Annotated in this window: 15 protein-coding genes; 11 read left to right on the top strand and 4 right to left on the bottom strand. The window is 49.6% G+C overall.

Annotation, left to right across the window (positions count from 1 at the left end; genetic code table 11):
* The first annotated feature begins 67 nt into the window (after positions 1-67).
* The 6 genes from ACSHWX_RS02440 to ACSHWX_RS02415 all read left to right on the top strand — a co-directional run bounded on the left by ACSHWX_RS02440 (position 68) and on the right by ACSHWX_RS02415 (position 7134).
* The gene (locus ACSHWX_RS02440) at positions 68-1234 is read left to right on the top strand and encodes a citrate synthase (protein WP_435666590.1); all 1167 of its coding nucleotides are present in this window, start codon (positions 68-70) and stop codon (positions 1232-1234) included.
* 641 nt (positions 1235-1875) lie between these two features.
* Positions 1876-3477 carry an ABC transporter substrate-binding protein gene (locus ACSHWX_RS02435; protein ID WP_435666589.1) on the top strand — a complete coding sequence of 534 codons (1602 nt, stop codon included), beginning with the start codon at positions 1876-1878 and terminating at the stop codon, positions 3475-3477.
* 17 nt (positions 3478-3494) lie between these two features.
* On the top strand, positions 3495-4556 hold the full coding sequence (locus tag ACSHWX_RS02430) for an ABC transporter permease (protein ID WP_435666588.1): 1062 nt from the start codon (positions 3495-3497) through the stop codon (positions 4554-4556).
* A gap of 12 nt (positions 4557-4568) precedes the next feature.
* Positions 4569-5507 carry a nickel transporter permease gene (gene nikC / locus ACSHWX_RS02425; RefSeq protein ID WP_435666587.1) on the top strand — a complete coding sequence of 313 codons (939 nt, stop codon included), beginning with the start codon at positions 4569-4571 and terminating at the stop codon, positions 5505-5507.
* Positions 5504-6361: an ABC transporter ATP-binding protein gene (locus tag ACSHWX_RS02420; RefSeq protein WP_435666586.1), complete on the top strand. Its 858-nt coding sequence runs from the start codon at positions 5504-5506 to the stop codon at positions 6359-6361. The genes nikC and ACSHWX_RS02420 overlap by 4 nt, the downstream gene beginning before the upstream one ends.
* Positions 6358-7134, top strand: a complete 777-nt coding sequence (locus tag ACSHWX_RS02415) for an ABC transporter ATP-binding protein (protein WP_435666585.1) — start codon at positions 6358-6360, stop codon at positions 7132-7134. The genes ACSHWX_RS02420 and ACSHWX_RS02415 overlap by 4 nt, the downstream gene beginning before the upstream one ends.
* 39 nt (positions 7135-7173) lie before the next feature.
* Here ACSHWX_RS02415 and ACSHWX_RS02410 read toward each other — a convergent pair whose 3' ends face one another.
* Positions 7174-7527 (bottom strand): PRC-barrel domain-containing protein, encoded by a 354-nt coding sequence (locus tag ACSHWX_RS02410; RefSeq protein ID WP_435666584.1) that lies wholly within the window; start codon positions 7525-7527, stop codon positions 7174-7176.
* A gap of 138 nt (positions 7528-7665) precedes the next feature.
* Here ACSHWX_RS02410 and ACSHWX_RS02405 point away from each other — a divergent pair, with 138 nt between their 5' ends.
* A complete protein-coding gene (locus ACSHWX_RS02405; protein ID WP_435666583.1) occupies positions 7666-8151 on the top strand; it encodes an MgtC/SapB family protein in 486 nt (161 codons plus the stop codon).
* A gap of 67 nt (positions 8152-8218) precedes the next feature.
* Here ACSHWX_RS02405 and ACSHWX_RS02400 read toward each other — a convergent pair whose 3' ends face one another.
* The 3 genes from ACSHWX_RS02400 to ACSHWX_RS02390 all read right to left on the bottom strand — a co-directional run bounded on the left by ACSHWX_RS02400 (position 8219) and on the right by ACSHWX_RS02390 (position 9844).
* On the bottom strand, positions 8219-8413 hold the full coding sequence (locus tag ACSHWX_RS02400) for a DUF3008 family protein (protein WP_435666582.1): 195 nt from the start codon (positions 8411-8413) through the stop codon (positions 8219-8221).
* A gap of 77 nt (positions 8414-8490) precedes the next feature.
* Positions 8491-8940 carry a MaoC/PaaZ C-terminal domain-containing protein gene (locus ACSHWX_RS02395; protein ID WP_435666581.1) on the bottom strand — a complete coding sequence of 150 codons (450 nt, stop codon included), beginning with the start codon at positions 8938-8940 and terminating at the stop codon, positions 8491-8493.
* 7 nt (positions 8941-8947) lie between these two features.
* Entirely contained in the window at positions 8948-9844 is an 897-nt protein-coding gene (locus ACSHWX_RS02390; RefSeq protein ID WP_435666580.1) for a LysR family transcriptional regulator, read from the bottom strand.
* Between the two features lie 163 nt (positions 9845-10007).
* Between ACSHWX_RS02390 and ACSHWX_RS02385 the strand changes: the two genes are divergently transcribed.
* From ACSHWX_RS02385 to mmsB, 4 genes are read left to right on the top strand one after another with little or no spacing between them, the layout of a single operon-like run.
* The gene (locus ACSHWX_RS02385) at positions 10008-11507 is read left to right on the top strand and encodes a CoA-acylating methylmalonate-semialdehyde dehydrogenase (protein ID WP_435666579.1); all 1500 of its coding nucleotides are present in this window, start codon (positions 10008-10010) and stop codon (positions 11505-11507) included.
* A 6-nt stretch (positions 11508-11513) separates the two neighbouring features.
* Entirely contained in the window at positions 11514-12653 is a 1140-nt protein-coding gene (locus ACSHWX_RS02380; protein WP_435666578.1) for an acyl-CoA dehydrogenase family protein, read from the top strand.
* Between the two features lie 3 nt (positions 12654-12656).
* Entirely contained in the window at positions 12657-13688 is a 1032-nt protein-coding gene (locus ACSHWX_RS02375; protein ID WP_435666577.1) for an enoyl-CoA hydratase/isomerase family protein, read from the top strand.
* 24 nt (positions 13689-13712) lie between these two features.
* On the top strand, positions 13713-14597 hold the full coding sequence (gene mmsB / locus ACSHWX_RS02370) for a 3-hydroxyisobutyrate dehydrogenase (protein WP_435666576.1): 885 nt from the start codon (positions 13713-13715) through the stop codon (positions 14595-14597).
* The last annotated feature ends 36 nt before the right edge of the window (positions 14598-14633 follow it).

Here is a 14633-nt window from a genome sequence, read left to right as displayed (position 1 = left end):
TGGCTCCGTGTTGAAACGAAGAAAACAGGGCTTTACGTTCTGGTCAATCTTGATCAAGATAATCAATATGAAAAATGGTGATACCGCCCATCCATATTCGGTCGACGCGAATGCAGTATGTCAACAAGTCGGCATTTCAGCAGATACGCTTTACGCTTATGTGAGCCGGGGTCTAATCCGCAAAATTCCCCATCCGCAGGACGGCCGAAAAAGTCTCTATCATCAAGATGATCTAGCTGCGCTCAAAATACGAAAGTTCAAAGGACGATCGCGCAAGGACGTTGCCGCTTCAACCATCAGTTGGGGCGAGCCTGTTTTACAGTCCGCGATTACCAAAATTCGAGATCAACACCTATTTTACCGGGGGCATAATGCAACAGAGCTTGCCAAAAATCATGATTTTGAGCATGTGTTTGCATTGCTGGTGGGCGAGAAATTTAAGGGCGTGGCGCCTTTGGCTGAACTCGACAGGCTTTTGCTCCCAAAAGGTTGGTCGCCCATTCAACGATTAACGATGATGCTCGCGTTTGAAAGCGGCAATGTCGGTTCAAAGGGAGGCCTTCAGACCGCTCGCCGTCTGCTCCGGCAAGCCGCTTTGGTCGTTGCCGATATTGAACAGGATGACCCCAGCCGTTCAATTGCGCAATTGGTCAGTGACAAATGGAGTGCCAACCACGACGCGGCATCTATCATTGAGCAAGCTCTTATACTTTGCGCTGACCACGAGTTGAACGCCTCCACCTATGCGGCTCGAGTTGCTGCTTCGGCGGGTGCGAACCTGCCTGCCGCTTTGCTTGCTGGGGCCGCCACATTATCCGGTGACTTGCATGGCGGCATGACCGACCGAACGCGAGAATGGGTAGATAAATTCAACTCAACGCCCGTTCTTGAACGTGAAAAGTTGGCGCCGCAAAACGCTGTACCGCCTGGGTTTGGCCACCCGCTTTATACAAATGGAGACCCCCGCGCTCTGGCCCTGATGAACGCGTGCGGCAGGCCGGATGATTGGGAAGATATTGCAAAGTTTGTGCTGGACAGAACCAGGGCGTCCCCAACCCTGGATTTTGGCCTGGCAATGGTTGAGGTGCATCTCAACTTGCCGCGCGGATGTGGTCTGGGCATATTTGCGCTTGGTCGAATGGCGGGCTGGATTGCCCATATTTTCGAGCAACGGAAAAAGGGAAAGCTGATAAGGCCGCGCGCTGTCTTTTCCGGTCAAAGATCTTCGGACTAAATCTACATTCAACAGAGCTCGCTGCTCAGGTAAGAATATTCATTGTTATGGCAGACGCTTGTGTCGGACCCAAACCAAAAGGCTGATGATAAAGGATTAAAAATCCTGCGAACCCAGTGATTGCCAAACTGGTTGGTGATTTTAGAATTTGCCCAAATGCTTTTTTCATAAACCCTCTTATGGGTGCTCTAATTTGAAATACCTAAGCGCCACATTCGCAATAAGTGACCTCTTGAAAGGCACTTATAACCAATTTGGCAGATCGCTCTAGAACACAAATTCCGCACTCTGAATTATTGGAACACACTTAAACCGATCTAGCTTGTTTGAATAAGTTGGTGCAGGGGAAATTAAAACTGTATATTATATCCAAAAAATTCACTTTATTTTTTTGTTTTATTTCAGTTACTTAGCCCATCACCCCACAATACCCACCTCAAATTACACAGGGTTAAAGTATTTGCGATTGACAAATTGTTTGAACCAACAGCACACTTAGTAAAAAAATTATGATGGATTTGGAGATACGTAAAACTACATACCGTTTTTCGACCATGATGGTCGTAAATTCTTCACTGCGTGAAAAGACAAAAAACTGTGGTGGCGAACCAACACTTGTAAAGACCTTGAGGGAGGGAATGATGAAATTCAACCATTCAATCAAAGGGCTGTCGCTCGCGGCGGCGCTCTTAGCTTCAACCGCGATACCGGTTTTTGCCGACACGCCGGGTGATACATTTGTAATTGCCCGCAACACGGCTGATGTTATTACGCTTGATCCCGCTGAAACTTTTGAGTTTACCGGCGGTCGCGTAGTTGCCAACATTTACGAACGCGTGATGATGTTTGAGCCTGACGATCTAACCAAACTGGTTGGCGGCGCGACAGATAGCTATTCGTTTTCTGAAGATGGAAAAACGATCACGTTAAAACTGCGCGAAGGCATGACATTCCACTCCGGCAACCCGGTGACAGCTGCTGATGTGGCCTACTCACTTGGCCGCGTGATCAAACTCAACAAAACACCGTCCTTTATCTTCAAGCAAATTGGCTGGACAGAGGAAAATGTTGATGAGGCCGTAAAAGCGCTCGACGAGCTTACTGTTGAAGTCAATATTTTGGCGGACCTTTCACCGGCATTGGTGCTAAACCTGTTGTCGGCCAATGTTGGCTCGGTTGTTGATATGAAGCTGGTGCAAGAGAATGAAGTAGATGGTGATATGGGCTATGGTTGGCTCAAAGACCATTCTGCGGGTTCTGGCCCCTTTATGCTGAAATCTTGGAAGGCTAACGAGCTGATTATGCTTGAAGCCAATCCAAATGATCGCCATGGCGCGCCAGCAATGAAACGTGTGGTTATCCGTCACGTTCCAGAAGCATCTGCACAGCGTTTGTTGCTTGAAAAAGGCGACGTTGATGCGGCGATGGATTTGACCACCGATCAAATCAAAGGGCTTAAGGGCAAAGAAGGCGTTGATATTGATACATATCCACAGGGCACTGTGATGTATCTTGCCACCAACATGGAAAACCCAATTCTGTCTGATCCAAATGTCAGCCAAGCGCTGCGCCATATTGTTGATTATGATGGTATGGTTAGCTCATTCCTTGATGGCCAATATAAAACCCACCAATCGTTCTGGCCAACAGGCATGTGGGCGGCAAGTGCAGAAATCCCATTTGCCCATGATATGGCAAAAGCCAAGGAATTGGTCGCAAAAGCCAATTTGGCACCAGACGCCAAAATCACCATCGACACATTGAACCAGTCTCCGTTTAAAGAAGTTGCGCAATCTGTGCAGGCGAAATTGAGCGAAGTTGGCATTAATGCAGAGATCGTTTTGTCAGACGGCGCGACCCTGTGGCCAAAATATCGGGCACGTAAGCACGATCTAATCGTTGCTTATTGGGGACCAGATTATTCTGACCCACACTCAAATGCTGATGCGTTTGCCCACAATCCTGACAATAGCTTTGATGCTCAACTGACAGGTAAACTAACGTGGCGGAATGCTTGGGATGCTGGCAACCTTACCGCATTGACTGATGCGGCGGCAGCCGAATCTGATCCTGAAAAACGCTATGAGATTTATCAGGAACTGCAAAAACATGTACGTGAAGACTCTCCCTTCACTGTTATGTTCCAAGGAATTGGGCAGTTGGGTCGCCGCGATAACGTTGATGGCTTCATCAATGGGGTCACGTCCGACCAAGGGTTCTACCGTACTGTTGTCAAAAATTAGTCATCAGGACAGTTTGAATGTCTGAAACGTCTCAAACAGCTAAACGGGCGGCCGGCTGGTCGCCCCTTTGGCATCGGCTCGGCCAAGTTGGTGGCGTGCTGGCCATGCTCGCACTGACCATTATTGGGCTCACCGCAGTTACCTTTGTCATTGGCCGCATAATGCCCAATGACCCGGTGATTGCCATTGTTGGCCAACGCGCATCCCAAGATGTTTATGACGCGATGTATTTGCAGCTTGGGCTCGATAAACCGATTTGGCAGCAATATCTATTTTTCCTGCGCGACATTCTGCAAGGCAACTTTGGCACTTCGGTAATGACATCACGTCCGGTGATGGAAGACATATTGCGCTTTTTCCCCGCCACTTTAGAACTGGCCACACTCGGCACGATATCTGGCATTCTCATTGGGGTTCCAATGGGCGTCCTGGCAGCCGTTAATCAGGGGAAATGGATTGACCATGTTGTGCGCGTGGTTGGATTGCTCGGCCACTCCATACCTGTGTTCTGGCTGGGGATGGTTGCGCTTTTGGTGTTTTACGCCAAATTGGATTGGCTGCCTGGCCCTGGCCGGCTTGACTTTTACTTTGACGGCATCGTCGACCCGATTACCGGCATTATTATGATTGATGCGATCATTGCAGGGGAATGGGACGTGTTTAAAAACGCCTTCAGCCACGCAATATTGCCCGCATCCATGCTCACCGTTTATTCGCTTGCCTATCTGTCGCGCATGACCCGTTCCTTTATGCTGGATCAGCTCAATCAAGAATATATTTTGACCGCCCGGGTTAAAGGGTTGAGCGAACGTGAAGTTATTTGGTCCCACGCTTTCCGAAATGTGTTGGTTCAACTGATCACCATCATCGGGTTAACCTATGCAAGCCTTTTGGAAGGTTCCGTTTTAACGGAAACCATTTTCGCATGGCCGGGTATTGGCCAATATATCACCAACTCTTTGTTTAACGCGGATATGAACGCGGTGATTGGTGGCACATTGGTAATCGGCGTTAGTTTTGTGGGGATCAACATGTTGTCCGACCTCCTCTATCGTTTGGTTGACCCGCGTGCGAATTAGAGGACAGAACATATGAGTGAAAATTCTTCGTCCCCAACCGCAGCGCCCCAAGGCTTACGCGCATGGCTATTGTCGGATCGACCGGCCAGCGCGTTTCAAGCACGGTGTCAACGCGCCTATATTGGCTGGCTGAGTTTTAAAACCAATCCCATCGCAATGCTCGGGTTGATCATTGTTGCCAGCTTGATTTTGATCGCGGCGTTCGCACCGATTATAACGTCAGACGATGGGTCCACCCAAAATCTAGCAAATCGCTTGAAACCCCCAACATTGGACCATTGGTTTGGCACCGACGAATTGGGCCGCGATGTTTTTGATCGGATTATTTGGGGATCCCAAGTTACCCTTTATATCGTGTTTTTGGTGTCTGTAATTGTGATGCCGATCGGTTTGATCATTGGCACAACCGCTGGACTTTTTGGCGGCTGGATTGACCGCATATTGATGCGCATCACCGATATTTTCCTGGCGTTCCCGCGCCTGATTTTAGCGCTCGCCTTCGTTGCGGTTTTGGGCCCCGGTCTGGAGAACGCGGTGCTGGCCATCGCGATGACCTCATGGTCGCCCTATGCGCGGCTTGCCCGAGCGGAAACCCTAACAGTACGAAATTCAGAATATATTATGGCAGCAGAAATTCAGGGGGCTTCCAAGCTTCGTATTCTGATGTCCCACGTTATGCCTATGTGCCTATCTTCCACTGTTGTCCGACTTACTTTGGATATGGCTGGTATTATTCTGACGGCGGCAGGTCTTGGCTTTCTCGGACTTGGCGCGCAACCTCCCCTTGCTGAGTGGGGCGCGATGATCTCGACCGGTCGTGATTTCCTGCTGGATCAATGGTGGGTGCCCACCATTCCCGGTGTTGCCATTCTGGTTGTTTCGCTTGGCTTCAACCTATTGGGTGACGGGCTGCGCGATGTCTTGGACCCACGCAGTGGAGGCGGCGAATGAGCGACGCCCCTCTTATTTCCGTCGAAAATCTGAACGTTCATTTTTCGACGCCGCGCGGCGATGTCCATGCAGTCAAAAATGTCAGTTTTGATCTAAGGCGTGAACGGCTCGGCATTGTTGGTGAAAGCGGATCAGGCAAATCCCAAACAGGTCGCGCGCTTTTGCGCCTAACCGCGGGGAATGGCCGAATTAGCGCTGACAAAATGATGTTCGGCGACAAAGATTTGATGACGGCTTCAACCCGCGACATGCGCAAGATACGCGGCAGCAAAATCTCAATGATCATGCAGGACCCCAAATATTCACTGAACCCGGTGGTCTGCGTCGGCAAACAAATCGCTGAAGCTTGCCGGGTGCATGAAAAAATCTCAAAAGCAGAAGCCCAGCAACGTGCTTTAAAAATGCTAGACGTGGTGCGCATTCGCGAGCCAGAAAAAGTCTATGATCTTTATCCCCACCAAGTGTCGGGTGGCATGGGGCAACGCATTATGATCGCCATGATGCTGATCACTGACCCGCAGGTGATGATTGCAGATGAACCCACATCGGCGCTTGATGTAACCGTGCAAATGCAGGTGCTGGCTTTACTTGACGATATGGTACGCGAACGCGGGATGGGCCTTGTGTTGATCAGCCACGATCTCAACCTTGTTTCTTCGTTCTGCGACCGGGTGTTGGTGATGTATGGCGGCAGAATTTTGGAAATTTTGGATGCCAAAGATCTGCACAACGCCAAGCACCCTTACACAAAGGGATTATTGAACTGCCTGCCGAAGATGGATGGCCATCATGGCGAATTGCCTATTTTGAACAGGGACCCAAACTGGCTCAATGAGGATGGGATATTGTCATGATCAAAGTTGATGATCTCAATATTTATTTCGGCAGCAAAACCAGCGCAATCCATGCAGTTAAATCTGCGTCTTTTGATGTCGCAGAAGGCGAGAGTTACGGCCTTGTTGGCGAAAGTGGTTCGGGAAAATCCACCGTTTTACGAGCGATTGTTGGGCTGGTGCCCGATTGGACCGGCAAAATTGAAGTTGATGGCAACACCATTGTTGGCAAGCGCAGCAAATCCCAACGCAAAATGATGCAGATGGTCTTTCAGGACCCTTACGGTTCTTTGCACCCGCGTCGCACGGTGAACGATACGCTTAAAGAGCCGTTGGCCATCCACGGCTTCGACAATCAAGAACAGCGCATAATTGATGCGCTAGATGAAGTTGGTCTTGGCGCTGAGTTTCGATTTCGCTACCCGCATCAGGTTTCTGGTGGGCAACGCCAACGGGTCGCCATTGCGCGTGCGTTGATTTTGGAACCAAAAATCATTTTGCTTGATGAACCAACATCAGCCCTTGATGTTTCCGTTCAGGCTGAAATTTTGAATTTGCTCGGACGCATACAAAAATCGCGAGGGCTCACCTATATTATGGTCAGCCATGATTTGGCGGTTGTGGGGCATCTATGTAGTCGCATCGCTGTCATGAACCGTGGCGTGATCATCGAGGAAATAACTGACGATCAATTGCGTTCAGGCGAAGTGGGTCAGGCCTATACCAAACAGCTTTGGACCGCCTCAAAAGGCTATGACCGAACGGCACTCGAAAAATTTGAAGACTTTAAATAAAGCGACGCGGAGTTTCCCCCGCGTCTAAAATTTTCTCTTTTACATCCAGTATGGTGGCACACCGTAATGTAAGTATGTGCTGTCGCGCCAAGTGTTGTTGGTGGACCAGTCTTTGGTCCGCTCTGGTGCCCCTTCCAGCTGATCTTTCGTGATATCGGTCAAATAACCCTTTTTGTCCGTATCATAATTCAGCTTTTTCCAGGGAATCGCATATTCGCTTTCACCTAAGCCCAAAAAGCCACCAAACGTCATAATTGCGTAGGCGATATGGCCGCTTTGCTTATCGATAAGCAGATGATCTACATCGCCGATATGCTCGCCTGTTAGGCTAAACACTTTCGTGCCATCAACATCCTTGGAGGAAACCATAGGATCTGTTTGATGATATGTCATAATCGAACTCCTTTTGTTGTTTCCGATATCTTAGTAACGCGCCAACACACTTGATGTTCCAGAATTTTTGGTTTTTCTCATCAACCCCTTGACCCAAACCGTTGACGCAAGTCACATTTAAAACTAGAGAAATAGGTCATGCTTGAAGGTATCTATAAAGAATTTTTCGTGACGAATGGGCCCGGTTGGCTGACGCTAACCATAAGGCTTTTTGGCACGGTTGTTTTATGCGGGGTTATTGGGCTCGAACGCGAGTTTCATAAAAACACAGCGGGCTTGCGCACAAATATTCTTGTGGGTCTAGCATCCGCCGCCTTTGCGCTCATTGCGCTTACCATCATTGAAACGCCGGTCGCGAATGAGAGTGCCGTGAAGATGGACCCGTTGCGCCTGGTCGATTCCGTAACGAGCGGCGTGGCCTTTTTGGCGGCAGGCTTGGTGGTATTCACCAAAGGGAAAATTCGCGGACTAACAACAGGCGCCAGCCTTTGGCTTTCAGCCTCGATTGGCTTGTCGGTCGGACTTGGCTATTGGCAAATCGCGATCATGGTCACCCTGCTGGGATATGTTGTCTTAACAGCGCTGAATGCCGTTAAATCCAAAATCGGCGTCGAGGAAGAGTGACAGATAATCCTCGTGATATCCGATTAGATTTGAAGAACCACAACCAGAATAAATTTGATGTCTAGACCTAGAGCTGGGCCATGCTTGCTCTTTCAGGCAGTCCTTGACGGGATGTTGAAGACATCTCTTCAAGTTCCTCTTCGGTCATCAATTCGTACATTTGTCTTGATGCACCTTGCAGTAAACCAGGACCATCATAATTGCGGATCGCACTAAGCGCTGCACCGGCAGCTTTTTGTTGGGCTATTGACTGGGCTTTCATGTTTCTCGCTCGACAAATAAGTTTCGACACAAAGCGACAACGTTCCAACTCCAAAATTGTTCCATTATGGTTAATAATTATTTTCTGAAAGGCAGCAGACATGTCCACTTTTGCGTGACCACTAGCTCGTTATTATCGACCGTTTTGGTTTCAAGTTGAATGCCAACATAGCCGCGTTCGCCATTTCTTGAGCTTTTTAGGTCGATAATTTCCGCCTCAACAAAGACCTTCGTATCGGGATAAACTGGCTTTGCGAACTTCAAATCATCAATACGCATCCCGATGAGTGGGTTATCGCCAAATGGCTTTTCCAGCGCCATCAAACGCATAGTAGCGCCAAGGGTTTGCCAGCCCGAGGCGATGATGCCGCCAAATGGGCCATCTTTTGCGCCCTCTTGATCGATATGAATGAACTGCGGGTCATAGATTGAAGCGAATTCATCAATGTTTTGCGCCGTCAGCTCAAATGTGCCGGTGTTGAATTTTTCCCCAACCGATAGGTCTTCAAAAAAACGCGTATCACTCATACTATCCTCATATGTTGGCGGTCGCCTTTAGACGCGAAACAATATCATGGGTGATAAAATCCGCGACGGTTTTAATGCGCGTCAGGTGCGCGATGTCTTCGTGAATGGTCAACCAGAGGTCGCGCTTGATTTCCACTTCAGGGGCCAAAATGGGGATCAAGTTTGGATGATCCCGCGCGACGTAGTCGGGCAATATACAAACCCCGGCTCCCCCAAGCGCCATTTGCAATTGCACATGTAAACTGTTGGACGTCAGGTGGGCTTTAAGGCTTGGATCGACACTTGGAATATAGTCCAACTCCTTGTCAAAAATCATATCCGGGATGTAGCCGATGCCCCTAACACGCCGTAGATCTTTACGACATTGAATGGGTGACTGGCCTTCCAAATAGGATGCCTCGCCGTAAATATGAAGCACATAGGACGCGATTTTTTTGATTTTGACGCGACCGGACTGAGGGCGCGAACCGGTAATGACAAAGTCAGCTTCGCGCTTTGATAAACTAAAAGATCGCGGCACCGTGAGCAATTGCACTTCTAGCATGGGGTGTTGTCGACAAATCTGGGCAGCGCCCTCTGCCAACAAAAATGACGCCACCCCTTCATGGGCACCGATCCGCACCGGGCCTGAAAGGTCAGCATGGTGATCGCTAAGCTCATCAATGGCGCGCATCGCGTCGCTTTCCACTTGCTCGGCGATGGGCATCATTTTAAGACCCGCATCTGTTAGCGAGTAACCTTGTGGCGAGCGGTTGAACAGGGCTTTACTCAGGCTTTCTTCCAGCGCGGTGATCCGCCGGCCAACGGTCGCGTGATCAACACCAAGATGATTGCCCGCTCCGGACAATGTGCCGTGGCGTGCAACCGCCAGAAAAAACCGAAAATCGTCCCAATTGGTGCGCATGAGGATAATTATAGCGAACTATGCTATAGTAATACTAGTGCAAATTTGCACAATAGATCTGCTATTTCGATTGTTGATATCGCGTTGACGCACAATATGATGTCCGCGAAGAGACCAGAGGCACGTTAGGTTTTCCGACGCGCACCCTAGAAAGGCACCGGCAATGAACGAGATCACGCACTTTATCAATGGGGAACATGTTAAAGGGACTTCGGGTCGTTTTGCCGATGTCTACAATCCTGCAACCGGCAAAGTTCAAGCCAAAGTACCCCTCGCCAGCAAAACCGAGTTGGACGCAGCGATTGCTAACGCCAAAGAAGCACAAATTGGCTGGGCGAAAGTGAACCCGCAAAAACGCGGTCGGGTGATGATGAAATTCGTCGAACTCTTGCACCGCGATATGGATAAACTTGCCGAAGCCCTATCTCGCGAGCACGGCAAAACCATTCCAGATGCAAAGGGCGACGTCATTCGCGGCTTAGAAGTCGCTGAATTCGCTATTGGGGCACCGCATTTCCTTAAGGGTGAGTATAGCGCTGCAGCATCTACAGGCATCGACATATATTCCATGCGGCAGCCTTTGGGCGTTGTCGCAGGGATTACCCCGTTCAACTTTCCGGCCATGATCCCAATGTGGAAGTTTTGCCCAGCCATTGCGGCTGGAAATGCATTTATCTTGAAACCCTCAGAGCGCGATCCATCCGTTCCCAATATGCTCGCAGAACTAATGTTAGAAGCTGGCGCACCAAAAGGCGTGCTGAACGTCGTTCATGGCGATAAAGAAACAGTTGACGGCATTTTGGATCACGAAGACATTCAAGCCATCGGTTTTGTTGGCTCCACCCCAATTGCGGAATATATCTATTCGCGCGGCTCAGCCAATGGCAAGCGCGTGCAGTGCTTTGGCGGCGCGAAGAACCATATGATCATCATGCCAGACGCCGACATGAACCAAGTGGTCGATGCACTGGTTGGCGCAGGTTACGGCGCAGCAGGCGAGCGTTGCATGGCGATTTCAGTTGCGGTGCCCGTTGGTAAAGAAACTGGCGACAAATTGGTTGCAGCCCTAAAAGCGCGCGTAGAAACGCTACGGGTTGGTCCATATACCGATGGCGACGACGCTGATTTTGGTCCTTTGGTGACCAAAGAAGCGCGAGAAAAGGTCAAAGGCTTGGTCGATCAAGGTGTCAAAGAAGGTGCAGACTTGGTGGTTGACGGTCGTGACTTTGTCGCCAAGGGCCACGAAGATGGGTTTTTCATTGGCCCATGTCTGTTCGACAATGTGACCGAAGAAATGGAAATCTACAAACAAGAGATTTTTGGCCCGGTTTTGTGTGTGGCTCGTGTTGATGATTACGAAGCGGGACTAAAATTAGCGATGGACCACGAATATGGCAACGGCGTTGCGATATTCACGCGCGACGGCGACACCGCGCGCGATTTCACGTTCCGCATCAATGTGGGTATGGTTGGCGTAAATGTGCCAATTCCTGTACCCTTGGCATATTACACATTCGGTGGATGGAAACGTTCTGGTTTTGGCGATTTGAACCAGCATGGACCTGATGCATTTAGGTTCTACACAAAGACGAAAACCGTGACGTCTCGCTGGCCATCTGGCACCAAAGAAGGCGCTTCTTTCACCATCCCAACTATGGAGTAATCCAATATGGATTTTGCACTTAGCGAAGAGCAATCCGCCATTTTTGAAATGGCGCGTGAGTTTTCGATGGAAAATATTGCGCCGCATGCGGTTGAATGGGATCAGGCGAAACATTTCCCGCTTGATGTGATCAAGAAAACCGCTGAATTGGGCATGGCAGGCATCTATACTCGTGATGATATTGGTGGGTCTGATTTGACCCGTCTAGACGCCGCTTTGATTTTTGAAGCGCTGTCCCATGGTTGCCCGGCCACCGCCTCGTTCCTTTCGATCCACAATATGTGTTCTTGGATGATTGATAGGTTTGGCGCCGAAGAAATGCGCCAAAAATGGGGTCCAAAACTGACCAACATGGAGAGTGTGGCAAGCTATTGCCTTACCGAACCCGGCTCAGGTTCAGACGCAGCGGCCCTTCAAACTGTCGCCAAACGCCAGGGCGACAATTATGTTTTGAAAGGCACAAAGAGCTTTATTTCCGGCGGGGGCGTTTCAGACCTTTATATCGTAATGGCCCGTTCAGGCGAGCCAGGACCTAAAGGCATTTCTGCGTTCCTCGTTGAAAATGGCACACCCGGCTTGTCATTTGGTGCGAACGAAAAGAAAATGGGTTGGAATGTTCAGCCGACAACTGAAGTCATTTTCGACGATGTTGTCATTCCGGCTTCAAACCTTTTGGGTCAAGAAGGCGACGGCTTTAAATATGCTATGAAAGGCCTTGATGGTGGGCGATTAAACATTGCCGCCAGCGCGTTGGGGGCGGCCCAAGCCGCGCTTGATAAAACGCTTGGCTATATGGCCGAACGTAAAGCGTTTGGCAAGTCGATCAATCAATTCCAAGCCCTTCAATTCCGTTTGGCGGACATGGAAATCGAACTGCAAGCCGCACGCGTGTTTTTGTACAAAGCCGCATGGACCTATGACCAAGGCGCGCCCGACGCGACAAAATATTGCGCGATGGCGAAACGTTTCGTGACCGACACAGCATTTGACGTCGCAAACCAAGCGCTGCAATTGCACGGCGGGTATGGTTATTTGGCGGACTATGGCATTGAAAAAATTGTGCGCGATCTGCGGGTCCACCAAATCCTAGAGGGCACCAATGAAATTATGCGTCTTATCGTTTCACGCCAAATGTTGAAGGACTAATTTATGAGCGACTTGATTGTTCAGCAACATGGCGATGTCGGTGTCATCACCCTCAATCGCCCCAACGCGCTAAATGCTCTAAGCCACGCGATGGTGGATGGCATGACGGATGCACTAAAAGCCTGGGCAGACGATGACAGCATACGATGCGTTTTAATCGACGGTGCGGGCGAACGTGCATTTTGCGCGGGCGGCGACATTCAAGCGATCTATGAAAATGGTCGAAAAGACCCGGTTGGGTCTTTAAAATTCTGGCGCGATGAATATCAGCTCAACGCGATGATCGCCAACTACAAAAAACCCTACATCGCCTTAATGCATGGCTTTACTATGGGTGGCGGCGTTGGCGTTTCAGCCCATGGGTCACACCGCATTGTGACCGATAGCTCAATTATCTCAATGCCTGAGGTTGGTATTGGGTTTTTGCCAGATGTAGGTGGCACATGGTTGCTGCATAATGCCCCAAAAGGCGTTGGTGCCTATTACGGCATTTCTGGAGCACGGATGGGACCGGATGATGCGATCTTTTTAAACTTTGCAGACGCCTATGTTCCGCAAGAGACATTCGCCACCATAAAGGACCGATTGATAAAAGGCGCTGACATTGATGATCTGTTGGCAGAAGTTTCGCAAAAGCCGAAATCAGGTGAAGCGCGTTTGCACCAAACCGCCATTGCATGTTGGTTTGAAACCGACAATGTCGAGCAAGTGCTGGCCAATATTGAAGCTGATGGTAGCGCATTTGCGCAAGGCGCATTGAAGTTGTTGAAACGGCAGTGCCCGTTGAGCGTCAAGTCAACATTTTATGCATTGCAAAAGGCGGCAAATTTCAGTTCAGTTGAACAAAGTTTGCAGCTTGAACTCCGCTTTTGCGCAGCTAGCCTTCAGGGTGAAAATTTTTACGAAGGCATCCGCGCAGCGATCATCGACAAAGACCGCAATCCGCAATGGGCACCCGCCAGTTTGGCTGAGGTGAGCGACAAGATGGTCAAAGATATGTTCGCCCCGCTGGGTGACAATGAGTTGGTTTTTTAAGCCATTATTTAAGGGAGTGGGAACATGAACATCGCATTTATCGGACTTGGCAATATGGGTGGGCCCATGGCGGTCAATCTTGTTAAAGAAGGCCATGACGTGTTGGGTTTCGACCTTATGTCGCAAAATGCCGATAAGGCGAAAGCAGCCGGGGTAGCGATTGCCGCGAACGCGGAAGAGGCGGTGGCCAACGCCGATATTGTGATCACCATGTTGCCGAACGGCAAAATTGTTCTTTCTGTTTTTGATCAATTGCTGGGTCGTGCCCAAAAGGGCACTGTATTTGTTGATTGCTCGACCATTGATGTGGCCAGTGCTCGTAAGGCGCACGAAATGGCTCAAAAGGCAAACATGCTAAGTCTAGATGCCCCAGTTTCGGGCGGCGTCGGCGGCGCTGCAGGCGGCACCCTTACATTTATGGTGGGTGGCAGTGATTTAGCATTTGAAAAAACCAAACCTCTATTTGATATAATGGGCCAAAAAGCCGTGCATTGTGGTGCGGACGGTTCGGGGCAATCGGCGAAAATTTGCAATAATATGCTGTTGGGCATTTCAATGATCGGCGCAGCCGAAGCATTCAACTTAGCGGATGCGTTGGGTCTTGATAAATCTGCATTATTTGATGTTGTTTCCACATCAAGTGGCTCCTGCTGGTCGGTCAATACCTATTGCCCGGTGCCGGGTGTTGGGCCGCAAAGCCCCGCAGACAATGGCTATTTGCCCGGATTTGATGCAGCACTGATGCTCAAGGATTTAAAGTTGTCTCAAGACGCTGCCGGCCAATCTGGTGCGGCAACCCCTCTTGGCGAACACGCCACAAAGTTGTATGACGCTTTTGTCGAAAAGAATGGCGTGGGGCACGACTTTTCAGGCATCATAAATGAGTTAAAAACGCAATCGCGTTCTTAGCAATTCACATAATGCGCCCAAACTAAAAGGCCGTTC

Source organism: Maritalea sp., assembly GCF_051251695.1.
GTDB lineage: Bacteria > Pseudomonadota > Alphaproteobacteria > Rhizobiales > Devosiaceae > Maritalea.
Note: the sequence above shows the minus strand (reverse complement) of the source record. Positions and strands in the feature narration are given on the sequence as shown.

Excerpts from the sequence above, each read along its gene's own strand:
- ACSHWX_RS02395 (WP_435666581.1), bottom strand. The coding sequence starts at position 8,940 with ATGAGTGATACGCGTTTTTTTGAAGACCTATCGGTTGGGGAAAAATTC.
- mmsB (WP_435666576.1), top strand. The coding sequence starts at position 13,713 with ATGAACATCGCATTTATCGGACTTGGCAATATGGGTGGGCCCATGGCG.
- ACSHWX_RS02405 (WP_435666583.1), top strand. The coding sequence starts at position 7,666 with ATGCTTGAAGGTATCTATAAAGAATTTTTCGTGACGAATGGGCCCGGT.
- ACSHWX_RS02400 (WP_435666582.1), bottom strand. The coding sequence starts at position 8,413 with ATGAAAGCCCAGTCAATAGCCCAACAAAAAGCTGCCGGTGCAGCGCTT.
- ACSHWX_RS02390 (WP_435666580.1), bottom strand. The coding sequence starts at position 9,844 with ATGCGCACCAATTGGGACGATTTTCGGTTTTTTCTGGCGGTTGCACGC.
- ACSHWX_RS02375 (WP_435666577.1), top strand. The coding sequence starts at position 12,657 with ATGAGCGACTTGATTGTTCAGCAACATGGCGATGTCGGTGTCATCACC.
- ACSHWX_RS02430 (WP_435666588.1), top strand. The coding sequence starts at position 3,495 with ATGTCTGAAACGTCTCAAACAGCTAAACGGGCGGCCGGCTGGTCGCCC.
- ACSHWX_RS02410 (WP_435666584.1), bottom strand. The coding sequence starts at position 7,527 with ATGACATATCATCAAACAGATCCTATGGTTTCCTCCAAGGATGTTGAT.
- ACSHWX_RS02380 (WP_435666578.1), top strand. The coding sequence starts at position 11,514 with ATGGATTTTGCACTTAGCGAAGAGCAATCCGCCATTTTTGAAATGGCG.
- ACSHWX_RS02415 (WP_435666585.1), top strand. The coding sequence starts at position 6,358 with ATGATCAAAGTTGATGATCTCAATATTTATTTCGGCAGCAAAACCAGC.
- nikC (WP_435666587.1), top strand. The coding sequence starts at position 4,569 with ATGAGTGAAAATTCTTCGTCCCCAACCGCAGCGCCCCAAGGCTTACGC.
- ACSHWX_RS02385 (WP_435666579.1), top strand. The coding sequence starts at position 10,008 with ATGAACGAGATCACGCACTTTATCAATGGGGAACATGTTAAAGGGACT.
- ACSHWX_RS02440 (WP_435666590.1), top strand. The coding sequence starts at position 68 with ATGAAAAATGGTGATACCGCCCATCCATATTCGGTCGACGCGAATGCA.
- ACSHWX_RS02435 (WP_435666589.1), top strand. The coding sequence starts at position 1,876 with ATGAAATTCAACCATTCAATCAAAGGGCTGTCGCTCGCGGCGGCGCTC.
- ACSHWX_RS02420 (WP_435666586.1), top strand. The coding sequence starts at position 5,504 with ATGAGCGACGCCCCTCTTATTTCCGTCGAAAATCTGAACGTTCATTTT.